General features: G+C 38.3%; 14 protein-coding genes. 1 reads left to right on the top strand and 13 read right to left on the bottom strand.

Features of this window, described 5'->3' with window-relative positions:
- Positions 1–122: 122 nt before the first annotated feature.
- Together NSTC731_RS27685 and psbQ are read right to left on the bottom strand one after the other, a co-directional pair.
- Positions 123–1,226 (bottom strand): NAD(P)/FAD-dependent oxidoreductase, encoded by a 1,104-nt coding sequence (locus NSTC731_RS27685; protein ID WP_445627764.1) that lies wholly within the window; start codon positions 1,224–1,226, stop codon positions 123–125.
- A gap of 81 nt (positions 1,227–1,307) precedes the next feature.
- Complete coding sequence (psbQ, locus tag NSTC731_RS27680) at positions 1,308–1,763, bottom strand: photosystem II protein PsbQ (protein ID WP_445627763.1); 456 nt, start codon at positions 1,761–1,763, stop codon at positions 1,308–1,310.
- Positions 1,764–2,123: 360 nt separating this feature from the next.
- Between psbQ and NSTC731_RS27675 the strand changes: the two genes are divergently transcribed.
- Positions 2,124–2,552 (top strand): hypothetical protein, encoded by a 429-nt coding sequence (locus NSTC731_RS27675; RefSeq protein WP_292777668.1) that lies wholly within the window; start codon positions 2,124–2,126, stop codon positions 2,550–2,552.
- Between the two features lie 302 nt (positions 2,553–2,854).
- On the opposite strand, the gene NSTC731_RS27670 is transcribed toward NSTC731_RS27675, so the two are convergent.
- The 11 genes from NSTC731_RS27670 to NSTC731_RS27620 all read right to left on the bottom strand — a co-directional run bounded on the left by NSTC731_RS27670 (position 2,855) and on the right by NSTC731_RS27620 (position 21,894).
- A complete protein-coding gene (locus tag NSTC731_RS27670; protein WP_445627762.1) occupies positions 2,855–4,537 on the bottom strand; it encodes a GUN4 domain-containing protein in 1,683 nt (560 codons plus the stop codon).
- Positions 4,538–4,567: 30 nt separating this feature from the next.
- Positions 4,568–6,577: an ABC transporter ATP-binding protein/permease gene (locus NSTC731_RS27665; protein ID WP_445627761.1), complete on the bottom strand. Its 2,010-nt coding sequence runs from the start codon at positions 6,575–6,577 to the stop codon at positions 4,568–4,570.
- A gap of 188 nt (positions 6,578–6,765) precedes the next feature.
- Entirely contained in the window at positions 6,766–8,160 is a 1,395-nt protein-coding gene (locus NSTC731_RS27660) for an MFS transporter (RefSeq protein ID WP_445627760.1), read from the bottom strand.
- Positions 8,161–8,260: 100 nt separating this feature from the next.
- A complete protein-coding gene (locus tag NSTC731_RS27655) occupies positions 8,261–12,886 on the bottom strand; it encodes an amino acid adenylation domain-containing protein (protein ID WP_445627759.1) in 4,626 nt (1,541 codons plus the stop codon).
- A gap of 117 nt (positions 12,887–13,003) precedes the next feature.
- Entirely contained in the window at positions 13,004–14,524 is a 1,521-nt protein-coding gene (locus tag NSTC731_RS27650; RefSeq protein WP_445627758.1) for an MBOAT family O-acyltransferase, read from the bottom strand.
- Between the two features lie 41 nt (positions 14,525–14,565).
- A complete protein-coding gene (locus tag NSTC731_RS27645) occupies positions 14,566–15,705 on the bottom strand; it encodes a hypothetical protein (protein WP_445627757.1) in 1,140 nt (379 codons plus the stop codon).
- Positions 15,706–15,714: 9 nt separating this feature from the next.
- Entirely contained in the window at positions 15,715–16,209 is a 495-nt protein-coding gene (locus NSTC731_RS27640; protein ID WP_445627756.1) for a GtrA family protein, read from the bottom strand.
- A 53-nt stretch (positions 16,210–16,262) separates the two neighbouring features.
- Positions 16,263–17,888: a glycosyltransferase family 39 protein gene (locus NSTC731_RS27635; RefSeq protein ID WP_445627755.1), complete on the bottom strand. Its 1,626-nt coding sequence runs from the start codon at positions 17,886–17,888 to the stop codon at positions 16,263–16,265.
- Positions 17,889–17,959: 71 nt separating this feature from the next.
- Positions 17,960–18,895 (bottom strand): isopenicillin N synthase family dioxygenase, encoded by a 936-nt coding sequence (locus tag NSTC731_RS27630; RefSeq protein WP_445627754.1) that lies wholly within the window; start codon positions 18,893–18,895, stop codon positions 17,960–17,962.
- Between the two features lie 16 nt (positions 18,896–18,911).
- A complete protein-coding gene (locus tag NSTC731_RS27625) occupies positions 18,912–20,705 on the bottom strand; it encodes an ABC transporter substrate-binding protein (protein WP_445627753.1) in 1,794 nt (597 codons plus the stop codon).
- A 22-nt stretch (positions 20,706–20,727) separates the two neighbouring features.
- Positions 20,728–21,894 carry an aldo/keto reductase gene (locus tag NSTC731_RS27620; protein ID WP_445632180.1) on the bottom strand — a complete coding sequence of 389 codons (1,167 nt, stop codon included), beginning with the start codon at positions 21,892–21,894 and terminating at the stop codon, positions 20,728–20,730.
- Positions 21,895–22,279 lie beyond the last annotated feature (385 nt).

The raw sequence follows: 22,279 nt of genomic DNA, 5'->3' as shown, positions 1-22,279 counted from the left end.
TGGAAAAGAGGAGGCAGGTGGTCACTGAGCGTAGTCGAAGTGAGGCAGAAGTTCTAAAATGTTTGAATTTTGAATTTTGAATTTTGAATTTTGAATTGATTTCTCCCCTGCTCCCTACCCCCTCATCTCCCCACTCCTTGAGGAATAATCATCTCACGAATCGCATAAGCTGTAGCGGGTGCTAGTAAAACGCCGTTGCGATAGTGTCCGGTAGCTAGGAGGACGTTACTAAACCCTGGTAGCTTACCAATAACTGGGGCTGGGCGACCTTCAGGGCGGGGACGTAAGCCTGACCAAGTGCGAAGAATGCTTGCTGTGGCTAATTCTGGGCAAAATGCGATCGCTTGTTCTTTAATAGATTCCAGCAGTTCTTGATTTGGCGGTATCTCATCGCCATTGCTGGGAAATTCCACTGTTGCGCCTATCCAATAATCTCCACCGCCCACAGGAACAATATGGACATCGTTACCCGTTATCGCTGGCTGGAAGTCGGGATTTCCTAATGGATGCTCCACACGCATTTGCAATGCTTGCCCAAGTACGGGGCGGATATCAATTATCTGATTTAATTTTGCTGTTAGTGGGGTTGAACCTAACCCTGCTGCAATTACAAACCAATCAGCGATTATTTTTCCTTCTGTAGTGTCAAGTTGATGGCAAAATTCCGGTGTTGAGGTTGGAGCATCTAAAACAGTCACGCCAAATTTGAAAGTTACACCATTTTGCTGGGCAGCTTCAACTAAAGCTAAGGTAAGGGCAGTTGGATCGAGCTGGCGGTCTTGCGGAGAATAGACAGCACCAGTAATTTTTTCATTATTAATTTGAGGACAGATATTCTGGAGTTTAGCCGTGTCCCAAATTTCTAAATTCCAGCCTTGAGAGTGGCGAATTTCTATTAGTTTTTCCCATGCTGACATCCCCTCTAGGGAAGAATCAGACAAAAGCATGAGAATTCCCTGACGATTAAAAGGAATTTTGCGACCTGTTAAAGCTTCTAGTTCAGGAATCAAGGTTTCATAGCGTTGGATGCTAGTTTGCCGCATCTGCCAAGCCTTGCCCTTGATTTTTTGGCTGATTGCGCCCATCAAAACGCCAAGTGCAGCGCCTGTGGAAGCTTGTGCTGGTGGTTGGCGATCGCAAACTGTAATTTTCAGCCCTTTTACTAGACTCAGTTCGTAAGCGATCGCAGCTCCAACTACACCACAACCGATAATAACTACATTCATAACTTGTGTTTCAAGTGAGGAGTTAGAAGTGAGAAGTTAAAAATTCTTAACTCCTAACTCCTAACTCTTAACTCCTAACTCCTAACTTTCTTCTGTTTTCGGAAGCAGCTCGAGGAATTTGTCAATCTCTGCAAAAGCAGCTTGGGATTGATTCAAGGCAACTAGAGGATTGCCAGCACTAGTAGCTTTATCGAGTTTAACCAGGTCGTTAAACAAATCTCGCGTTATTTGACGTGCTTTGGGTTGGTCTTTGGGTAGAAGGTTGGAAGTGACATAAGTCAGATTCAGCCTTGCTTCTGTTATGGGGCCATGTATAAAGTTACGCACATTGATCCAATCACCTCTTTTAATCAAGGTTGTCAACTCTTGTGAGCGATCGCGCACAGCCTGAATTTCAGGAACATAAGCCTGAATTTTTTCAAGTTGTACTGCTGTGTAAGTCGGAGGTGCCACCGCAACACCAGGGCCACCACAACTAATCAGGAATGTGGTCAATAGTACTAGGAAAAATGAAAAAATCGAGCGTTGACGCACCATATATTGAACTTAATTGCTTTTTGGTTTACCGATTAACAGTGTCATTTTAGATCGCTAGCGGAGTTAATCGTTCTTGTCAGCCAAGGATTTTGCAGAAAATCTTGATATTTTTTCCAAAGAACAGAGTTTCATCTGCTTTGGAGTAATTTTTAAGTACAATTACTTAATAGGTGTTAGGCAGTCCCAACAAGAAGCGATTTTTTGCTTCTGTTAGTAACGAGGATTGTTAGGAAAATATGATTTAGAGTTGCTAAATCTCAAAGGTCTTGATAAGCTGAAACACCAATAATATAAGCCTTCTGGCGGTTTTTCTGTCTTCACATCCTTGAAGATGCCGACGCAATATAGGAGTGTTTTTTAGTGAACGCAGCTGAACAGGCAACAAACCTTGAACTCGCCAGCAACATTGCCACGGTAGTTAATTTGTTCAAATTCGAGTTTCCTGATGCCAAATCCGATCTCAAACCCTGGAAAAATGACCCGGAAACTAGGGAGTTAGTCGATCCAGATTCTATAGATATTGGCTTTCACTTTCCTGGTATTAGCAAATCTTGGCGAAGTCGCAGTATTTTAATTCAAATCCGATTTTATCAAGATCCCATCAATAATTCCCGGCGTGCGATCGGCGTGGAGGTGGCTGGATTCGATCATCGCGGTGAGGCGTGGCGACTTTCTACGGTAGAAAACTGGAGTGTTGTCGGTGCATCTTCGCCTTCTAGTGAAATCGAGGAAAAGCTCAAGCAGATTTGCCGACAGATTTTAGAAGTTTTTAATAAACCAAGTGAATAAAATCAACAATGACAGCACAACTAGGAGTTGTTGCAATACTTGTCGGGTTTTGGGGAAAAGAGAAAGGGAAAGGGGAAATAAAAACCTTTAACCTAAACCCAGTAACCTTTTCCCCAAATCCAATTCCGAGTTAAAAATCCATAAAGCGCGCAGGATTTATTCCTAGTATCGGACTTGTTCAACCTGTAATTAGTTCTGCTGCGATTAAGGCATTGGGCGAAGTTGCTATTACCTATTTTGAAAATATGTATCCTCACAAAATTTACATTTAAAACATAATTTTAGAATTACTAAATATCCTCTCAAATGATCTTTAAAGAACTACAAATTTTTGTACGAGAAAAGAATAAATGCATCTGCCAAACTAACCAAGATTTTACCCGCCAGGCTCCCATTGAAAGGTGTTCTGTAGATGATAAAGATAAGTCAGAGCTATGTCGATCGTAGTGTAACCATTTGGCTGGTAAGTGTCCCATCGGTGTCATGGGGGACAATTTAAAAGTTAGTTGCTCATAGTCTAACCAGTTTCCCTCTTTTCGCCAACCAAGGCGATCGCCTAGTCTCTTTTCTGTTTCATAATCTACTTGACCACCCATTTCACTCCAGATAGTTTGCTGAACACTGAAACCGAAATAACCATAACTATATTGTTCCCAAAGTTCATCAATGGTATAGATGTCTTGACAACAAAAGTTATCAATATCTTCCTTATAAACTTCATTCCAATAATTCTTTTTCATGGCTTTTAGCATTAATTTAGCTGTTTCAATGTCAGCTTCTTTCCACTTATGCTGTGAGAGGAGATTTTGCAATTGGCTATAATCAATATCTTTATTACTGAAAAATTCTTTTGTCAATGTAAGATTGTTATCAGTCAGTTCCATCAGCCCTGTTTTTTCAACAGTAGATAGAGACACTGTAGAGACAAAATCTACTTCTGCTATGCCTAGCATTTTTCTTTGATCGGTAAGTTGCTTAGATATATAGTTAGATATTAAATCAATACCCTTGTCTAAAAAGACAAAATTTTCGCTCGAATCTAAATTATAGGTTTGCCAATCTAATAATTTAGCTTCAATAAAAGCATCTTTTAATCTAGATTTTTTATCATAACTTGTCACCATAAAATCGAGAAAAGTTTCAGAAATTATCTTGCTTTCTTCAAGGTTAAATAAATTTGACTGATAATTTAAAATATTATCCCCTAAATTTTTAATATCTCCGACAGTTGCGTAAAAATATTCATCTATTTTTACGAAGTCATCGATTAAAGATTGAAAGGGACTAAAGTAATCTTGTAAAGAATTCTCAAAATTGATTGCTGTCTGGGCAATTTTTGCTATTTCTTGACGAATTTTATAAGCTTTACTTTGATATTCATAAAGCTCTTGATAGGTGTCTAAATCCTCAACTATTTGCTGAACAACTTCTTTTTGTTTTTTTATATCTTCTGCAAGTTTTTTAATTCCTTCACCAAGCAAACTAATTTTTTCTAACATCAAAAAATAAGCATTGCTTAATAATAAAAATGCTTTAAAGTTTTCTTCTTTATCCCATCTTAGCTCATTAAGTATTTGGGGGTTTTTATAATTTTTTAGCTCTAATTTGCTTCTTTCATCTTCTAAAGTTTTTATTGCTAAATATTTTTGTTTGAATAACTTCTTCAAGTCGTTAGTTAGGTTTAATAAAAAATTGTGATAAGTATCTTTGTAAATTTTTAGAAAATCAATGATATGATTGTAGTCTTCAATAAATAATTGAATTTCATTAAAAATCTCTCCCTGGCTAATTTTTTCTTTTCGCTTAATTATTCCTCCAAGCTGATGATGATATCGAACACCTTCTTTAATTAACCTTTGACGTTCTCTAATTGTTTTTTGAACCGTTTTTACACCGCTATTTTTGAGAATGGGTAATTGATAAGTTCGTTCGTAGATTGAAATAGTTTCGTAAGTAATTAGTTGTCTTTGCTGTTTAGTAAACATGACCTTAATTTTCAAAAATCTTAATAGTTCTTAAGTTCTTACCCATTTCAACACCTTCGGGTCTTTGTCATAGCGATAGGTAAAGCCATCCTTGGTAGTAATGGACTTACCAAGGCTAGCCTTGCTTCTAATAGTGTTAATCTTGGAGTCTGTTAATCTCTGAATTTCTTGATGAGAAAGTCCTACAATTGTGCTAATATCCGTCGATATTTCTGGTTGACTTTGGATGTTATCAGTTAAAACATCTATCGTATTTTTAGTGTTTTCGGGAGAATTAGTGATAATTTCTTTTGCTTTTTGCAGCCGATAATCCTGCACAGTTAAAAGTTGCCAACTGGAGTCTTGTGAAAGTTCCAGAACCCATTGATGATAATTAAACAAACTTTCTCGATGTCCAACACTAATGAACGTTGTTTTTGTCTTTTGTAATTGTTGATATAAATTACCTTCATTATTCAAATCTAAAGCGCTTGTTGCTTCATCTAAAATAGTGAAGCTAGGGTTAGTAACTAATAATCGTGCGAAAGCCAAACGTTGTTGTTCTCCCAGGGACAATATATTTTCCCAAGGAACTTCACTATCAAAACCTTCAACTCGACTTAACAAATTTTGCAGGTTTACTTGTTGCAAAATGTCTTTGAGTTTGGCGTCGGTCAGTTGACGATTTGTATTAGGATATATTAACTGTTCGCGCAAAGTTCCTAAGATGATATAAGGACGTTGGGGTAAGAATAAAACTTCGTCCAAGGGAGGTCGCATTAAACGACCAGTTCCCGCATTCCACAAACCTGCGATCGCTCTCAATAAAGAACTTTTACCTCGACCACTTGGCCCTATAATTAATAAACCTTCGCCTGGTTGAACAGAAAGTGATAAATCTTCAACAATTACCTGTTCATAGTTTGGCGTTTGTAAAGTGACATTTTCAAAAGCAAACTGATTCTCTTCTATTGTTTTAATTGTACTGACATTTTCTGGTTGTTTGCTAACTGCTTCTAACGCATTTGAAAACTCAGATAACCGCTCAACATAACTAGAAAATCGTCCAGAATTTCCAAATTCACTAATCAATGTTGCTAGAGCATTGGCAAACTGATTACAAGCTATACTGGCTTGAACAACTTCTCCGAAATCAGCTTGACCACTCATATATATAGGTGCAAGTACTAAATATGGAAAGATTTGGATAGCAGCCTTATATCCTCCGTCAAAAAATTCTTGATTTCTCTCCCAATTAATCTTGCGCTCGAAATTTTTTAGGAGGTTACTAAATCTTCGTTGAATTATATTAGATTCTTGGTTTTCTCCCTGAAAAAAAGCTATCGATTCCGTGTGATCGCGAACATGAGTTAAACAATAATTGTATTCTGCTTTCACTTCTAGTTCTTGTTGATTAATTTTATTTAATTGTTGAGCTAAGTAAATAGCAATCAAATTACCAATGACTGTGTAAACAACCAGAACAGTGGCGATAAATTGGGAAATTGACCAAAGAATTACTAAGAAAACCGTCATTTCCAGCACTTTTTCTAGACAAATAGCCGAAAAATTCAGAGCATCACTAGTAATAGGTTCAATTTCTTGGGATATTCGTTGATCTGGGTTATCAACATCAGATATAAAATTAATTTTATAATAGGCACGATTGCTCAAATATTTTGATAATATGTGATTATTTAACCATTTATACCAATCAATAGCGATTTTTTGTCTGACAAATTTAGAAAATCCGTTTAAGAGTGTTATGCAAACAAGAGCAGCAGCGAAAATCACTATTGTCTTAATAAAGTTAGGATAATCTTTCTCTTCGATTACATCGGTTATGTAGCGAGTCACGAAGCTATTAAAGGCAGTTACGCCAACCAGCGTGATTATTAATAAAATTAGGAGAATGAGCATCCCCCATGTCCGAATTACGTCTGAAAATACTCTTTCTTTGGACTCTGTTGGATACCAGTAAGGGCCGGCGATCGCTCTTACCTTATCCCAAAATTTATTAAAGGTCGGAGGAGAAGGATCGTTTGAAACTTTGGTTTGCATATTCTAAAATAAACTGAACATTTTTTTAATTGAAAGACAGAAAAATTTAAAAGTAAACAATACAGGATTTGATGTTGAATCTAGATACAAAACTTTTGTAGTTTATGAAACAAATTAATAATTATCTATTTTTTAAAATAGATAATTAAAAAAATAAAATAATCAACGATCGCTATGCAACGCCAAATTTAGGATACCAAAGAAACTACGTCACTCTTGCTAGAAGCTGTATCAGTAGCCATCGCAACTGCATTACTAACATTAGGAAGTTCATCTTCCACAAACCGTAAGCGAGGGTACAAGTAAGCAAGAGAGGTTTCTAAAATGGTTAAGACTCCCATAATAATCAGTAGAAGTCCCATACCACGACCAGACCCAACACCGATGATTTGTCCGATGCTTCCCGCCAAATAACCATCAGTAGCCATTAAGGGTTCAAAAACCTTCTCAGCTAAAGGCCCAATCGTGATGTAGCCTAGAGGTAAAGCAGCCGCTTCAATCGCGCCTTTGATCGCAAAAACTCTACCTTGCACATTAGGTTCTACTTTTTTTTGCATGACAGCTTGCGTGGAACTGGAAATGATTGGTTGTGTCAAAGAGAATAAGAAGATGCTAACAGTGAAGATGACAAGAGAGGGTTGCAAACCGGCGGCGATAATAAACACACCATTTAACAGCATACACCCGTATATTGCATAGATGTTGCGTTCTAGTCCTCCCCAGAGACTCACGAGCAAGCCGCCTGCTAGAATAGCAATGCCAAATAGCGAAAGAATAGTTCCCAGAACGTTTACTGAAACGAAATTCAACACTAGCGGAACAGTAATGACATTAATACCTCCCACAAGATAAAGACTGCAAGCTGAGAATAAAATTAGTCCCAGCAGTCCGGGTCGAGCGGTCAAATATGTAAATCCGTAAGTTGCTTCACTGAGAAATGAACTTTTTGCAGTTGTAACAACACTTGTGTTGACTTCGGGGAACCGAACCAGCATCAAGGAGACAACAGCGATAGACACACTGGTTACGTGAAGCAAAATAATCCCTTGGAAATGAACAATGCTTAGTAGAACACCTCCGAGAGTTGGTGCAATGATTATGGAAATGCCATACATCAGACTCATCAGACCGTTAGCACGATTGAGGTGCTGTTTTGGCACAAGTAAGACTGTTGATGCTGTATAAGCTGGCATGTGAAAAGCCATGAAAACAGCAGTAAAGGTATTAGCTAAGTAAATATGCCAGACTTCCAATCGACCCATGACAAATAAAACGCCGATCGCGATCGTTCCTAAACACGCCAAGACATCAGCGAAAATCATCGTCTTTCGGCGATCCCACCTATCTACTAAAGGCCCAGCTATCGGGGAAATTAAGATTAGCGGTAAAGTATTAAACAGGGAGATGAAAGCAAACTGGGTGACTGAGCCAGTGCGATTGTAAACCCAAATGTCTAAGGCAAAAGCAGTGGTACTCGAACCAATTAGGGCAATTAACTGTCCTATCCAAACAACGAGAAACAGCCGCATCTCTCGCAAAGCAGTCAGTTTTGTTTTTTCTATCATCTGTACGTTTGACATCATAATCTGGTATTTTCTAGCTTTTTACTGTTCAAATCTTGGAATTACGAATTACGTTAGCGCCGGCGGCAAGCGACGCAGGAGCGTCATTACGAATTACGAATTACGCACGGCATTGAGAATTATGCTTTTGAAATAGTAAACAAAGGTCACTCAGGCGGCATTCAGGATTCTTAATTAGCAGCTCAAGCAACACTAGAAACTGAGTGACTGCACGGCTAATAGTAGTAGCATCAAACAAATCGATTTTGTAGCACCATTTTCCTTCAACACTTCCTAATGTTGTTTGTTGAAGATAAATATCCCAATCAAATTCTGCTGTATTAGTTTCAATTGACCAGGGATGAACAGTTAAATTTGTCAGTTTTAAATCTGATGGAGGCAAGAAGTTAAACATCACTTGATATAGCAAAGAGTGGCTTGGTTCTCGTTTTGGCTGTAGTGCTTCTACTAATTTCACGAAGGGAATTTGCTGGCGATCGCAGGCTGCTAAAAAACAGCCACGCACCTGATATAGCAACTCACTCAGACTTGGATCGCCACCCAGATATGTACGTATTGGTAGTGTGTTAATAAAGCATCCAATAAGCCCTTTAGTTTCTACTTGCTGGCGATTGGCAAAAGGGACGCCCACGATAATATCTGACTGTCCGGTGTAATAGAACAGCACTATTTTGAAGGCTGTTAATAGAGTTACGAATAGAGTTACATTGTGCTGTTGGCTCAAATGTTTAAGAGCATTTGTTAGGCTTTTAGAAATAATGAAAGTTTGACTTGCACCTTGAAAAGTTCGTACTGGCAAGCGTGGGCGATTGCTAGGTAACTCTAGTAAAAGTGTACTATTGCCTAGTTGCTGTTTCCAATAGTCAAGCTCAGACACAAAAGCCGGACGAGCAACCCACTGCTGTTGCCAATGGGCAAAGTCAGCATATTGAATGGGTAAATCGGGAAGTGGTGAGGGCTGACCATGACAAAATGCTGCGTATAATTTTGTTAGCTCCTGTAAAAACACACCCACAGACCAACCATCAAAAACCAGATGATGGATAGTTACTATGAGTAAATGCTCGGCATCAGAGAGCCGCAACAGTTTGATGCGTAACAATGGGCTTTGTTCTAAATCGAAAGCCTGGTTTTTTTCCTCAGTTACAAATCTTTGAGCCAAAGCCTTTCGCTCAGTTTTAGATTGAGAAAGTTTTCGCAAATCTATCACTGAAAATGGTAGGATAGGCTCCTGAATAATTTTCTGAACAACTTGTCTATCCGTAATAGTAAAAGTAGTTCGCAGAGTTTCGTGACGACGCACAATTTCCACGAGGCTTTGCGCCAGGGCATTGACGTTGAGTAAACCCGTCAAGCGATAAGCCAGTGGAATATTATAGATGGGAATGCCCGGATTTAATTGAGCTAATATCCAAAACTCAAGCTGAGTCAAAGAGATTGGCAACTCTTTTGTGTTTCGGGGTACTGGTTTGAGAGAAGGAGTCAAGTCATTTTGACAAGAGGGCAGAAGAGGATGAGAGAGAAGATTATTTCTCCCCTGCTCCCCTGCCCCCCTGCTCCCCCGCTCCCCTGCCTCTTTTTGGCGGTATTCTGAAATCTGCTGCTCTAGCTCAACTACTGTCGGGTAATCAAACAGACAGCTTATGGATAACTCTACTTTGAAAGTTTCTCGCAACCGCGCAATGACTTGCATTGCTGATAAGGAATGCCCACCTAATGCAAAGAAGTTGTCGTGGATACCAACTTTTTCTAGTCCTAAAACATCACTCCAGATTGCTGTCAAAACTTCTTCAGTTGCAGTACGGGGTGGAATCAAGTCTGTAGAAATGTTACGTGTTTCCCGACTCGTAGGTGCTGGTAAAGCACGGCGTTCTATTTTACCACTGGGGGTTAGAGGTACATCCAGCAACTTGACAAAAGCAGAAGGCAACATATATTCGGGTAGCTTTTGTTTGAGGTAACAAAGCAGTTCGCTGGTGTCTAGATGCTGTTTGGGGACAATGTAGGCAACGAGACGCTTGTTTCCTGGTTGGTCAATAGCAAGAACTACTGCTTCTTTTACCTGGGGGTGCGCGGCGAGTACGGTTTCAATTTCCCCCAATTCAATGCGAAAGCCCCGCACCTTTACTTGATTGTCAATACGACCGAGAAATTCGATGTTGCCATCAGGTAAATAGCGAGCGCGATCGCCTGTTTTATACAAACGATTCCCATCCTTGGCAATGAATTTCTCAGCAGTCAATTCTGGGGAATTAATATAACTTCTGGCGATCGCCACGCCGCCAATATACAGTTCTCCAGCAATTCCAATTGGTAATGGTTGCAGATGGCGATCGAGGATGTAAATTTGCGTGTTGGCAATGGGACGACCAATAGGCGGAAGTGGCGACCAACTGCTTGCCACATCTTTTAAGGTAAAACTTGTTACTACATGGCTCTCCGTTGGGCCATACTGATTTTGTAGCGTACAACCAGGAAGCTCTCTAAAAAAGTTGACTAAAACAGGGGTAATATGTAACTGTTCTCCTGCTGTCATAATCTGACGCAAAGATGCAGGATAGGATTGAGTAATAGAGGCAGCATGGGCTAATTGCTGAAGGGCGACAAAGGGCAAAAATAGTCTTTCCACCTTTGCTTTAGCAATTAACTGTAATAATGCAAACCCATCCTTCTGTACTTCTTCGGCGATTAAAACTAAGGTTCCGCCGCTACACCAGGTAGAGAAAATTTCTTGAAAAGAGACATCGAAACTGATGGAAGCAAATTGCAAAGTTTTGGCACAACTGCAAGCACTTTCGTCCATTTGCCAAGATAAAAGGTTTACCAGAGAACGGTGACTCATGGCTACACCTTTGGGTTTGCCTGTAGAACCAGAAGTATACATGACATAAGCCAAGTTCTCTGGTGTCACTCCACTAACAGGATTCTCCTGACTGTTTTGGCACAAATCCGATGTATCTAAGCAAACTACTGTTAATGGTTGCCCAGATAAGGCAATTGATGAATCTGTCAGCAATACCGACGCTTGAGAATCACTCAACATATAATTTAAGCGTTCTTGGGGCGATCGCGGATCTAAGGGTACGTAAGCACCACCAGCTTTGAGGATTGCCAACAGTCCTATTACCATCGATAAAGAACGCTCAACGCAAATCCCTACCCGCACTTCTGGCCCTACCCCAAGTTTTTGGAGATGGTGTGCTAACTTGTTAGCCTGACAATTTAACTGCTGGTAAGTCAGTTGTTGGGATTGGAATGAAACGGCGACTGCATCCGGTGTTCGTTCTACCTGTTCTTCAAACAACCGAGCGATACATTTGTGAGGATAATCTGTTTGGGTATCATTCCATACTAAAAGTTGTTGCTGCTCGGCAGCAGTTAGCATAGGTATTTCACTCACTGTCTGCTCGATATTAGCGACCATACCCTCTAACAAAGTCACGAGATGCCCCATCATCCGGTTAATCGTTTCCTCGTCAAAGCGGCTACCATCATAAAGAATGCGTAGGGATAACTCTTGTCCCGGTACAGCGATGACTGTGAGCGGATAATTAGTTTGTTCAATGACTCGCCGTTTAGTAATCTGGATGCTTTGACCTGGATTTGAGAAAGACGTATCTTGTGGATAGTTTTCAAACACCACGATGCTTTCAAATAAAGGTAATTCTTGGGTAATTTCACTAATAGCCTGAATTTTGACTAAGGGACACCAAGAATACTGCGATCGCTCTACCTGTTGAGTCTGCAATTGCCTCAGCCATTGCCATAAAGGCTTTGCTGTTGGGATTTTCACCCTAACTGGTAGAGTATTAATGAATAGTCCCACCATCGATTCCACCCCCGATAAAGTGGGAGGACGGCCGGAGACAGTTGCGCCAAATACTACCTCAGACTCATCAGTGTAGCGACTGAGTAAAATTGCCCAAGCTGCTTGTACGAAAGTTGAAACTGTCAGATGATATTGCTGTGCTTGGGACTGTAAAGCAGCAGTTATGGGCAACGATAAACAGCAGTGCAGCTCGTGGTAGGTTTTTACTTGTGGAGAATTTTGCACCTCACCCCGATTTAGTAGCAAACGGATAGGGCTAGTAAATCCTTGGAGTTGTTGCCGCCAAAAAGCTTCTGCTGCTCTCAAATCTTGTTGTTGTAACCAATTTATGTAATTTTGGTAAGGACGAGGAGTATTTAAATATAAATATTTGCCTTTAAGTAAAGCATTGTAAAAAGTAAAAACCTCTTTGCAGAGAATCGGCCAACTCCAGCCATCAATTAGCAAGTGATGAAAGCTCCAGACAAATTCGTAAATATCATCAGCGATTTGAATTAAGCTAAATCGCATAAGTGGAGCTTTGTCAAGAACAAAACCTTGGACTCGATCTGCTTGTAAGAAAGTTTCTAGGCGCTCTTGTTGTTCTTTTGCAGATAAGGAACGCCAATCATAGTTTTGCCAAGGTAACTCTACTTGTTTACATACTACCTGAAGAGGCTTTTCCTGCTTTTCCCAAACCACAAGAGTACGCAAAACTGGGTGACGCTTCACTACTCGCACACAAGCCTGTTGAAGCACTGTAATATCTAGATTTCCAGAGAGCGTGAGACAAAACTGCTCAAGATATACTCCTGATTCCGGCTCATACAAAGTATGAAAAAGCATACCCTCCTGCATAGGAGAAAGAGGGTAAATAGATTCAATATTTTTATTTTTAATTATTTCCAGCTTGCTCATATAGGGCTATTATTTTATTTTTTAAAAGATAGGTACACCTCTTTATCCAATTTTTATTCTTCGCCATATAATATTTGATTTCCTACGCTAAATTTATGCGCATTGAGCGATCGCACACTAAAACTGAAAGTAGACAAAGGGTTGAGGATTAATTGCTGTCAGCCGAAATATTGTTGAAACCAACACCCCAAATAAAACAGCAAAACTCCAACTAGGAATTTTACGCCACCAATCAGCAAACCAACCCTTATAAGCCGCCCAGTGGAGGATAATTAAAGGTACAAAAATCCATGCAATTTGGATATTTAGATTTTCATAACCAAGAGAATTAAAGAATAAAAAGGATTTTTCTATTTGTACAGCACTGCTGAGATCGTTACTCCGAAAGAAAATGACAGAGGCACAAAACCAATAGAATGTTAGGGGAATACCTAGCATCTTTCTCAGTGGTACTAATTCCTTATAGGGAGCGATCCGAGATGACCATTGCCTGTGAACAACTAAGGCGATGCCATTTAATCCACCCCAAACTACAAAATGCCAAGCAGCCCCATGCCAGAGTCCTGATAAAAGCATCAAAGTGAGAATATTTCTATAGCCAAACATTTCTGTGCGTTCAGCTTTTGGTCGTTTTCTCATTAAAGGAATATAAACATAATCTCGCAACCAACTGTAAAGAGTGATGTGCCAACGTTGCCACAACTCAGTGATATTATTGGAAAGATAGGGGAAATTAAAGTTCAGAGGTAGTTTGTATCCAAGTAAACCGGCTGAAGCGATCGCCATATCAGAATAACCAGAAAAATCGCAGTATATCTGGATGACGAAAGAAATAACACCAATCCAACAACTCAAGAAAGTATAATTTTCTGGATTCGTGAAATACTGTTCTACTACAGGCGAAAGATTATCGGAAATGCAGGCTTTCTTAAAATACCCTACGAAAAAAAGCATTAAACATCCTCTAAAATCAACCTCGCTTAAGTTTTTTGGGGTTAGCAGTTGCGGTAAAAAGGTAGATGCACGGACAATAGGCCCTGCAACCAGTTGAGGGAAAAAAGTTACAAATAGAGAAAAATCCCAAAAATTTCTTACAGGTTTGAGTTTACCTAGATAAATATCCAGGGAATAACTCAGAGTTTGAAATGTGTAAAAACTAATCCCTGCTGGCAAAATAATATTAAGGGTTTTAAGACTCAGGGGTAAGCCCAAAAAAGCTAATAAGTTGGCAGCAGAATCGGTGAAGAAATTATAGTATTTAAAAAATCCTAATATTCCGAGATTTGCTACTAAACTAAGTATCAACCATGCTTGACGTTGTTGCTGATTTTGTGGTTTATTTAGCAAGCCATCCCAATTCCAAAAACTTGTAGTTTCTTTTTTTTCTACTACCTCAAGTGAGGCGATCGCTTTTGCTTGCAAATCACTAACCTGTGGTCTAGATAGCATTAAACCGACAAAGTAATCAATAACTGTCGATAGCAAGAGCAAAAAAAGGAAGCGCCAATCCCAAGCACTATAGAAAATATAACTACAGACTAGCAGCCACAATTTCCGATGATTGTGTTTCTGCAAAGCCCAATAGACGCAGAAAACAATCAGGAAGAAAAATATAAACCGAAATTCTGTGAATACCATATTTATATGTAATTAGTGATTAGGTAATAAAAACTAGATATTTAAAGTCTACCACTAATAAGTTTTTCTCCAGAATTTTTCAAATATTGGCTAAATTCTGATGCCAGTAAAAGTGTGAATTCTTCAGCGCCTTGATGATTGAGATGTGCGCTATCAATTCTGCATTCTAGTTCATATAAATTAGTAAAATTATTAGGATTATTAAAAGCAAATAGATTCTCGATATATCCCGATTTATACGCTCTGTAAATAGCAGATGGGTTGGAATCAGTTTCGAGAATTGGAGGAATGAAAAATATAGCTTCCATTTTCTTTTTGTTAACTTGCTGCTGTTGTTCGATCCGAGAAGCAATATTCTTCATCATTTTCGCTCCATATATTGTAGATGGATCGTTAAATGCATTTCCTGAATTTAAATTTGCTAATTTTGCTTGTTCATTTTTGAGATTTTTTTGATAAGTATCCAAACCATTTGCTCTAAACATAGTTTTCCATTTATCAGCTTTTTTTTGCCAATCTATTGCGTAATATCCAGATTCTTGTATGAGCCTATCCTCAGATACTTTTGCTAATGGATCTGAAATTGATAAATCTAAATTTAATATTCTTTCCTGCCAGAAAGTAGAAAGTTGACCAATTCCTAGCCATCGGTAGATAAAGCTTTGAAAGTTAGCGTATATATATGGAACTTTTGCTTGCCAGCTATCGATTGATGATTCCAAAATTAATTGGAAATTTTCTAGTGTTTTCCGAGGAGTATGCCAGTATATCTCTTGAACGGAAGTAGAGCCAATGTTGGTAAATAAGTCAACTGAACAATCGAGAAATATCCACTTTAAGTTTGCTGGTTCTAAAGCCAGAATTTTTTGTAAATAAAAATCTAGTTCTGATACATTTGCACCTGCAATACCAAAGTTGAAAGATTTTACACTTTTACCCTGTGTCGTCATGTATTCATCAAACAATTTCGGGATCACCCCAAAGTAGGTAGTACTTGGCCCTAGAAAAATAGCGTCATAATCATCTTTGTGTTCAGTCAAATATTGCCATTTAACACTGATTTCACCAAGGTTCTGGATAGTCTTGTAATAGGGTAAAACGAGATTCAAGCATCCAGAAGAAAAAAATATAGTAGTTATAAAAATTAAACTATAACCAAACATAACTAGTGGTTTTAACATGATTGTTCCTTAGATATCTACAACTACATCTACTTCTGCCTTTGTTAATTGCCAGTTCATCTTCAGGTTGAGCCAGAAATTCCAAAGTGTCACACAAGCGATCGCTACCAATTTAGCTATGTATTCATTCACGTGGAATTGATAAAATAGCCAATTTACAATTAGGCTATTGAAAATCAGCCCAACCAAACAAATTAGATTAAACTTGACAAAACGTTGAAACTTTAAATTTAATTTTTGTTGAAAATACACATCACCAAACGTCCATAAATCATTCCACAGAAAATTATTAATAATTGCTATTTCTGTGGAAAGCATTGCACTCAGAGTTAACGCCAAACATAATGAGCTATGTAAAAAATAAAATGCTCCCAAGTCTACAATTACCCCACTAAAACCGACTACAGCAAAGCGAAAAAACCGACTTATGAGCGTTGAAGAAACAAATAATTGGACTTTATCTCTCAAGAAGCTAATACTAAAGTAGTTAATAAATTTATTCATTCAATTTTTACTCACTTAATATTTTTTATCGAGGCTGCTACAATCAGAAATATTCACGTCTTCTGATTTTTCTCGAGTTGCCAAAACCCTTCAAGCGGATAGACTAATTTCAGGGAGTTAGTTTTATCCTTCTCAAGCTGATGAGCTAAACTATTTTCCAGATCGTCAACAAAGAAAATAGTATTGTAATATTGAGGAATTATTGGTAACTGGTCATTTTGGATTGTAAGTAAGCCAACTTTTGGCTTTAAGTTATGACTTAAGGTGAGGATAACTCCCAAGTTATAATCATTTTTACTACTTACCAATAAAATACTATTAGATTGATTAATAAGTTGACTCATTGCTAGCAAATTCTTGCCACCAATTTGTGACCACCAAGTTTCAGTCTGAAAAAATCTAACATCAGAAACTAGCCCAGAGATGAGTAATCCCATCGTCATAATTTGCCAAAGATTTTTCTGCCAGTTCTTTGCTAAAAAAAGCTGGAAAGCTAAAATATAGATTACAGCAATTTGGATGCTGAGGTATAAGGGTAACTGATAGCGAAAATAAATGGAGCGAATTCCTCCAAAAATTAGGTCGTATAAAAGCAATGTTAAACCGGGAAATCCCCCTAATAAAGCAATAAATAAACTAGTGTTATTTGATAAGTGATTTTTCAAGAAAATGATAATGTAAATAATCAACAATAAACTGGCTATTATTGTAGGAATGCTATAAAATAAAGGACTTTCCGCAGGCAAATTATTGACCCAAGCATCATCAGAAGCCAAATTAAAATCAAAAAATATTCGGCTAATCCGACTGAGCCAAATTCCAATCAGGTCAAAAGGACTATCGGTTTTAAATGTTATCCATGACAAAAGATTTGTTGCTGTGTCAGCTTTGGTAATCAGCACCGTTAGCCAGGGTAAAAACATTAAGCAAGCTGCTATTGAACTCAGTAAATAATTACGCAAGGTTTTGTGAAAGCGAAACTTTTGCCTAATAACTACATAAATCCCATGAGCGATCGCAACCATTACTGTTAATAAATGGGTATAGAATCCCAAGGCTAGGGTGAGAGCATACACAGCCCAGGTAGAGAAACTTTCTCGGCGAATAGCTCGCAACAAAGCAGCACTTGATACTAGGATCATCACCATCCACAAACCGTATTCTCGTGCATCTTGGGCAAAGAAAACCTGCAAGGGAGAAATCCCCATCACAGCCATTCCCACCCACCCTACTAGTGGTGATTCAAATAACTCTAAACACAACCAATACACACTAGGAAATATCAACAAACTGATTACTGCTGATAAACTCCTAACTCCCGCCGGAAAATCCCCAAAGACTTGCGCCCACAATCTCACCATTACATAATACAAAGGTGGATGTTGCGGGTCTGAAGTTATTAAGTAGCGAACTGTATCAGCCACAGATCGATCTGGGTTAATGTGTTGATATTTGTCTAAAGTGATGGCAGGAATTATGCCTTGATTATTACCCCAATTGCTAAAAACTTCTTGTTTAACCTCAGCTAGCGTATGACCAGATATTGCCAGCGATGTAGCAATTTCATCGTACCAATACACTTTTTGCCCTAAATGGGTAAAGCGAAAGAAAATACCTAACCCAATCAGGCTAATTACCAAAATTTTTAACCAAGTTGGAGGATTTGACTTTGCTAGCAATTGGATCAACCCTTTTTAAAGTAATGTATTAATTACGAATTATGTTAGCGACGCAAAAGCGTCATTACGAATTACCCTTTTGGCTGTTTAAAATATTCCTGTGCAAGAATTGGTGGATACTTAGGAACTTCATCTATATCTAAGCAAGTCTGAATGGACTTAATTTGAGCATCGTAATTAGGGCCTGTAAAAAAGGCGCATGAGTACCTTTGTTTAGCACTGTGAGATTGAGTTGGAACTATAACTCGATGTCGTGTAGCGCCAAATTTATCGTTCGTCCATCGCTGCATTAAATCTGCCACCAATACGATAATTGCATCAGGAATGAAGGGCGCTACAACCCATTCCCCAGCATTTGTATATACTTCTAATCCTTCAGAATCTTGAAATAAAAATGTCAGCGTTCCGATGTCGGTATGTTCTGCCAGATAAACTTTTCCTAGTTCTGGAGGATGATATATCGATGGGTAGTGATGTAAAACTATGCCGTGATTCTGCTCTGAATATAAATTTGTAAAGTAATTTTCTGGAATTCTCAGGGAAATAGCCAAAGCTTGGAATACTTTCAGGGCGCTTTCGTGACAACCCATGAAAAATTCTATCATCACTTCACGAAACTGAGTTGGATTTTTAGGCCATTTATTCGGTTCAAAAAAAGGATCTTCAATCGCACCAACTTCATCAGGAGTAATTTCTTTCCCAAAATGAAAGCCTTCAGTCATTAGCTCATTGGCATTATGTTTATCTTCACTCTTTTTAAAATTATGATATCCGCGAAGATTCCGATCTGGAAAGAAAGATATTTGTTCTTTTTCATGCTCCGGTAGTGCAAAAAAGCACTCGGTTTGTGAAAAAACTTGAGCAATTAGAGTATTAGGAATACCATAATTTTTGAGGTAGAAACATCCGACCTCATGAATAGCAAGAGAAATTTGTGCAGCGACAGCTTCTTTTGCGGTTAAGTCACCTATAAGAAAAGGATTGAAATCAATGATAGGAATTTGCATACAAACGATATCCTCTTTAGTTAATCTCAGTCAGTTTCAAGTTGTAAGTGTTCCAAAATGTTCCTAGTAGGGCAGAGTGTTCAATACCTTGGATACGATTTCGTACTGCCACCATTGATAAAGGGTTAACTAGATAAATAAATGGCAGATACTCCTGAGTAATTTGTTGAGTTTCTACATACATAGCTTTACGCTTTGCTTCATCCACTTCGGAGGCTGCTTGAATGTATAAATTACCAATTTTTCGTTCCCAATCTGCAACCTGTCGCCCTATTATCGGCGTTTGTCCTGCTTGAGATTCTTGATTAAAAAAGTGCCAACCAGCTTCAGGCAACCAAACATTAGCCCAATCATTTGGTTCTTGACCGACAGCAACCTCAAGTAATTGACAGTCCCAATCAAAAGTTTGAGTCAATTTATTGATGAAAATGCTAGCAGCTACGGGATTAAAATCAACAGTTATGCCAAGGTTACTCAAATTTTGTTTTATGTGTACTCCCATCGCCTGCAATGCATTATTGGTACTATTCGTCATTAGGCTAAAGCGGACAATATTGCCTTGCTCGTCTAATAGCTGACCTTGATTGTTGTATTTAAAACCTGCTTTTAGAAGTAATTTTTTCGCTTTTTGAAGATTGTATTCATAGACAGTTTGAACAGGAGAATAATACTTGCTCTGTACAGCAATCGGCGAATTTTGCAGTTTACCCAATCCCTTATAGATATTGTTGAGTATTTGTTGTCGATCAATTCCATAGGCAACTGCTTGTCTAAATTCCACTGTATTGAACCAACGAGACTTTATAGGATCGACCAATGCTTGACCATTCCTACTACCTTGATTGAGATTAAAAGTAATAGCAGTTGACCCAATAAAAAGACCGCCATTATAGATAGTAAACTTTCCTTTACTTTCTTCATGTTTTAATAATGAAAAATAATCAGTATTGACGTTGATGTAATCCAATCCTCCAGAACGAAATTGGATTAAAGAAGTATCTTGATTAGGAATAATTTGTCCAATCACGCGCTCAATATAAGGTTGTGAGTTGCCTTGAGTATCTTTACGCCAGTAATATGGATTTTTGCGGAAAATTATTCGCTGGCTCGGAGTATAAGATTCTATTGTATAAGGGCCGTTGACAATAATATTTTTTGGGGGAGTATCAGTTCCCCAAATTGACATAAATTTGGGTATGCCTTCTTGGCTTTTTGTTTTGACGCTTTCCCGAAAAATATGGGCTGGTAAAATTTCTAATTTTGTAGCCCGAATAAATGGAGCAAATGGTTCAGGTAATGTAAATTCAACTCGCAAATTATCAAGCTTTCGCACAGTAGGGAAGGTACGATTTTGACCAATTATAAAGAAGTCTTTGGCGTAAGTAGGAATGTCTGGATTACGGTAAATTTCATTGTAGGTAAAAACGACATCTTCAGCCGTTAGTGGTTTTCCATCTGACCATTTTAGCCCTTTTCTGAGGGTGTAAATTACTTGTTTATTATCCTTGGAAGTTTGCCAAGATTTAGCTAGATCGGGTTCAATTTCTCCACGAGCATTTTCTTTAACTAGCCCTTCATAAGTATAGTTTAAAATATAAGCCGATTCTACGATTAAAGCTGGATTGAAAGTTGTCGGTTCAGTTGGGAAAGGGACAATAATTTCAAATGTTGGTATTGCTGGGATTTTTGAGGTAATTTGATGATAGATAATTATGGCGATCGCAGTTATTAAAGCCAGCAAAATTACTAGCCAACGATGACGAATTAAAGTATATTTTTTATAATTTTTTAATAACTTAGAATGCGACATCGTGAAACCACTCCGCAATTTCTTATTGACTAGGTTGAGATAACAACCTATGGGCATCTTCTAATAAAGCTGGTATTTTGTCAGCATGGGGACTATGACGCAAACAATCGCTAAGATCGAATTGTCTAACTTTTTCTGCTGTCAAGCCAGGGAACCAAGGATCGGCAGTATTTAAGTGGTTGTAACGCCTTGTAGCATATTCAAACATATCAAAAGCGATCGCTAAATTTCGCAACCATAAAATAACTGGAATATTAATCTCACCAGGGGTTTGGGGATATCTGGGTAAACCAGTGTGCCAAGTGCAATACCAGTCTTGTCCTAATGTGGCGATCGCTGCTTTCTCTAAACGGTTTAAAATTGGTGGTAAAATTTCATCTGCTCGTTCTAAAAGTTCTATAACCTTCAAGTGTTCGTCAAAATCTGATGGTTTAGATGCGCCCAAGCTGAGAGTATGTACTTGCGGATGGCTCAAACAAAACAGATCGTTAAACACCATCGGGCTAAGAGGATAGCACAAGTCTAATAACTTTTGTGGAGGCTTATAAAGCATACCACCTTTATCTGATGGGCTAATGATAAATACACCCATATCATGACGTGTGGCGGCTTCAATGGCGGGCCAATTGAATTGATTAATGTAGTACCAGTGGAGATTGACATAATCAAATTGATTGGTTTCAATGGTTTTGATAATTAAGTCTGTTGGAGCGTGGGTAGAAAAACCAATAAACTTTACCTTACCCTGAGCTTGCAACTGTCGCGCTACATCAAGACAGCCATTGAGACGAATGCTATCTTCAAGATGTTGGTAATTATTAATGCCATGCAGTGTTAATAAGTCAATGTAATTTAGCTTTAATAAAGCCAAAGATTTCTCACATAAATGGCGGAAATCTTCAGAGTCAGATGTAGGAGTAACCTTAGTCTGGATAATAATTTTTTCTCGAGGCAATTTAGGTAAAATAGCTCCTAATTGCATCTCAGAAGTTCCATACATTCGGGCAGTTTCGATGTGATTAATGCCAACTTCTAAAGAACGGCGAATAGTGGCTTCTAAATTCTGTTGATTTTCATCGGGAATTTGTTCTTGAGTCAGCTCCTTATACTCAGTATAGACGTAGCGCATTCCGCCACAGGAAAAGACTGGCATTGGCAATTCTGTACGCCCGAATCTACGATATTGCATCATAAATGTGTTTTGATTAAAAGAGCGATTCATTAATGACTTTTTGCCGAAATCAAGCCCTGCATTACTTTGAGATGAAACATCAAGTATGATTTTTCAATATGCTGAAGGCGATCTTGAATTAACTCATGTATCTTGGAGTAGTTAGACGGTGGCATACTTGGGTATAGATGATGCTCTGACAACGAATGTTTGAACAATCGTTCTAAATGTATGAATTTCATGCAATATACGAAGTTCTTCGTTAGATATTTGAGTAACTTCCCTAATACTATGTTTGGTATTTTCAATTATTTGATTATTTTTTGTAAGTTCCATGTTTTTCATCTCTAAATTAAGATTTGCTTGGACAGAGCAGTTGAAATATTAGATAAGTAGGCAAGAA

This window comes from Nostoc sp. DSM 114167 (genome assembly GCF_052692655.1).
The sequence above is the reverse complement of the archived record's forward strand: the minus strand, read 5'-3'. Positions and strand labels throughout refer to the sequence as shown.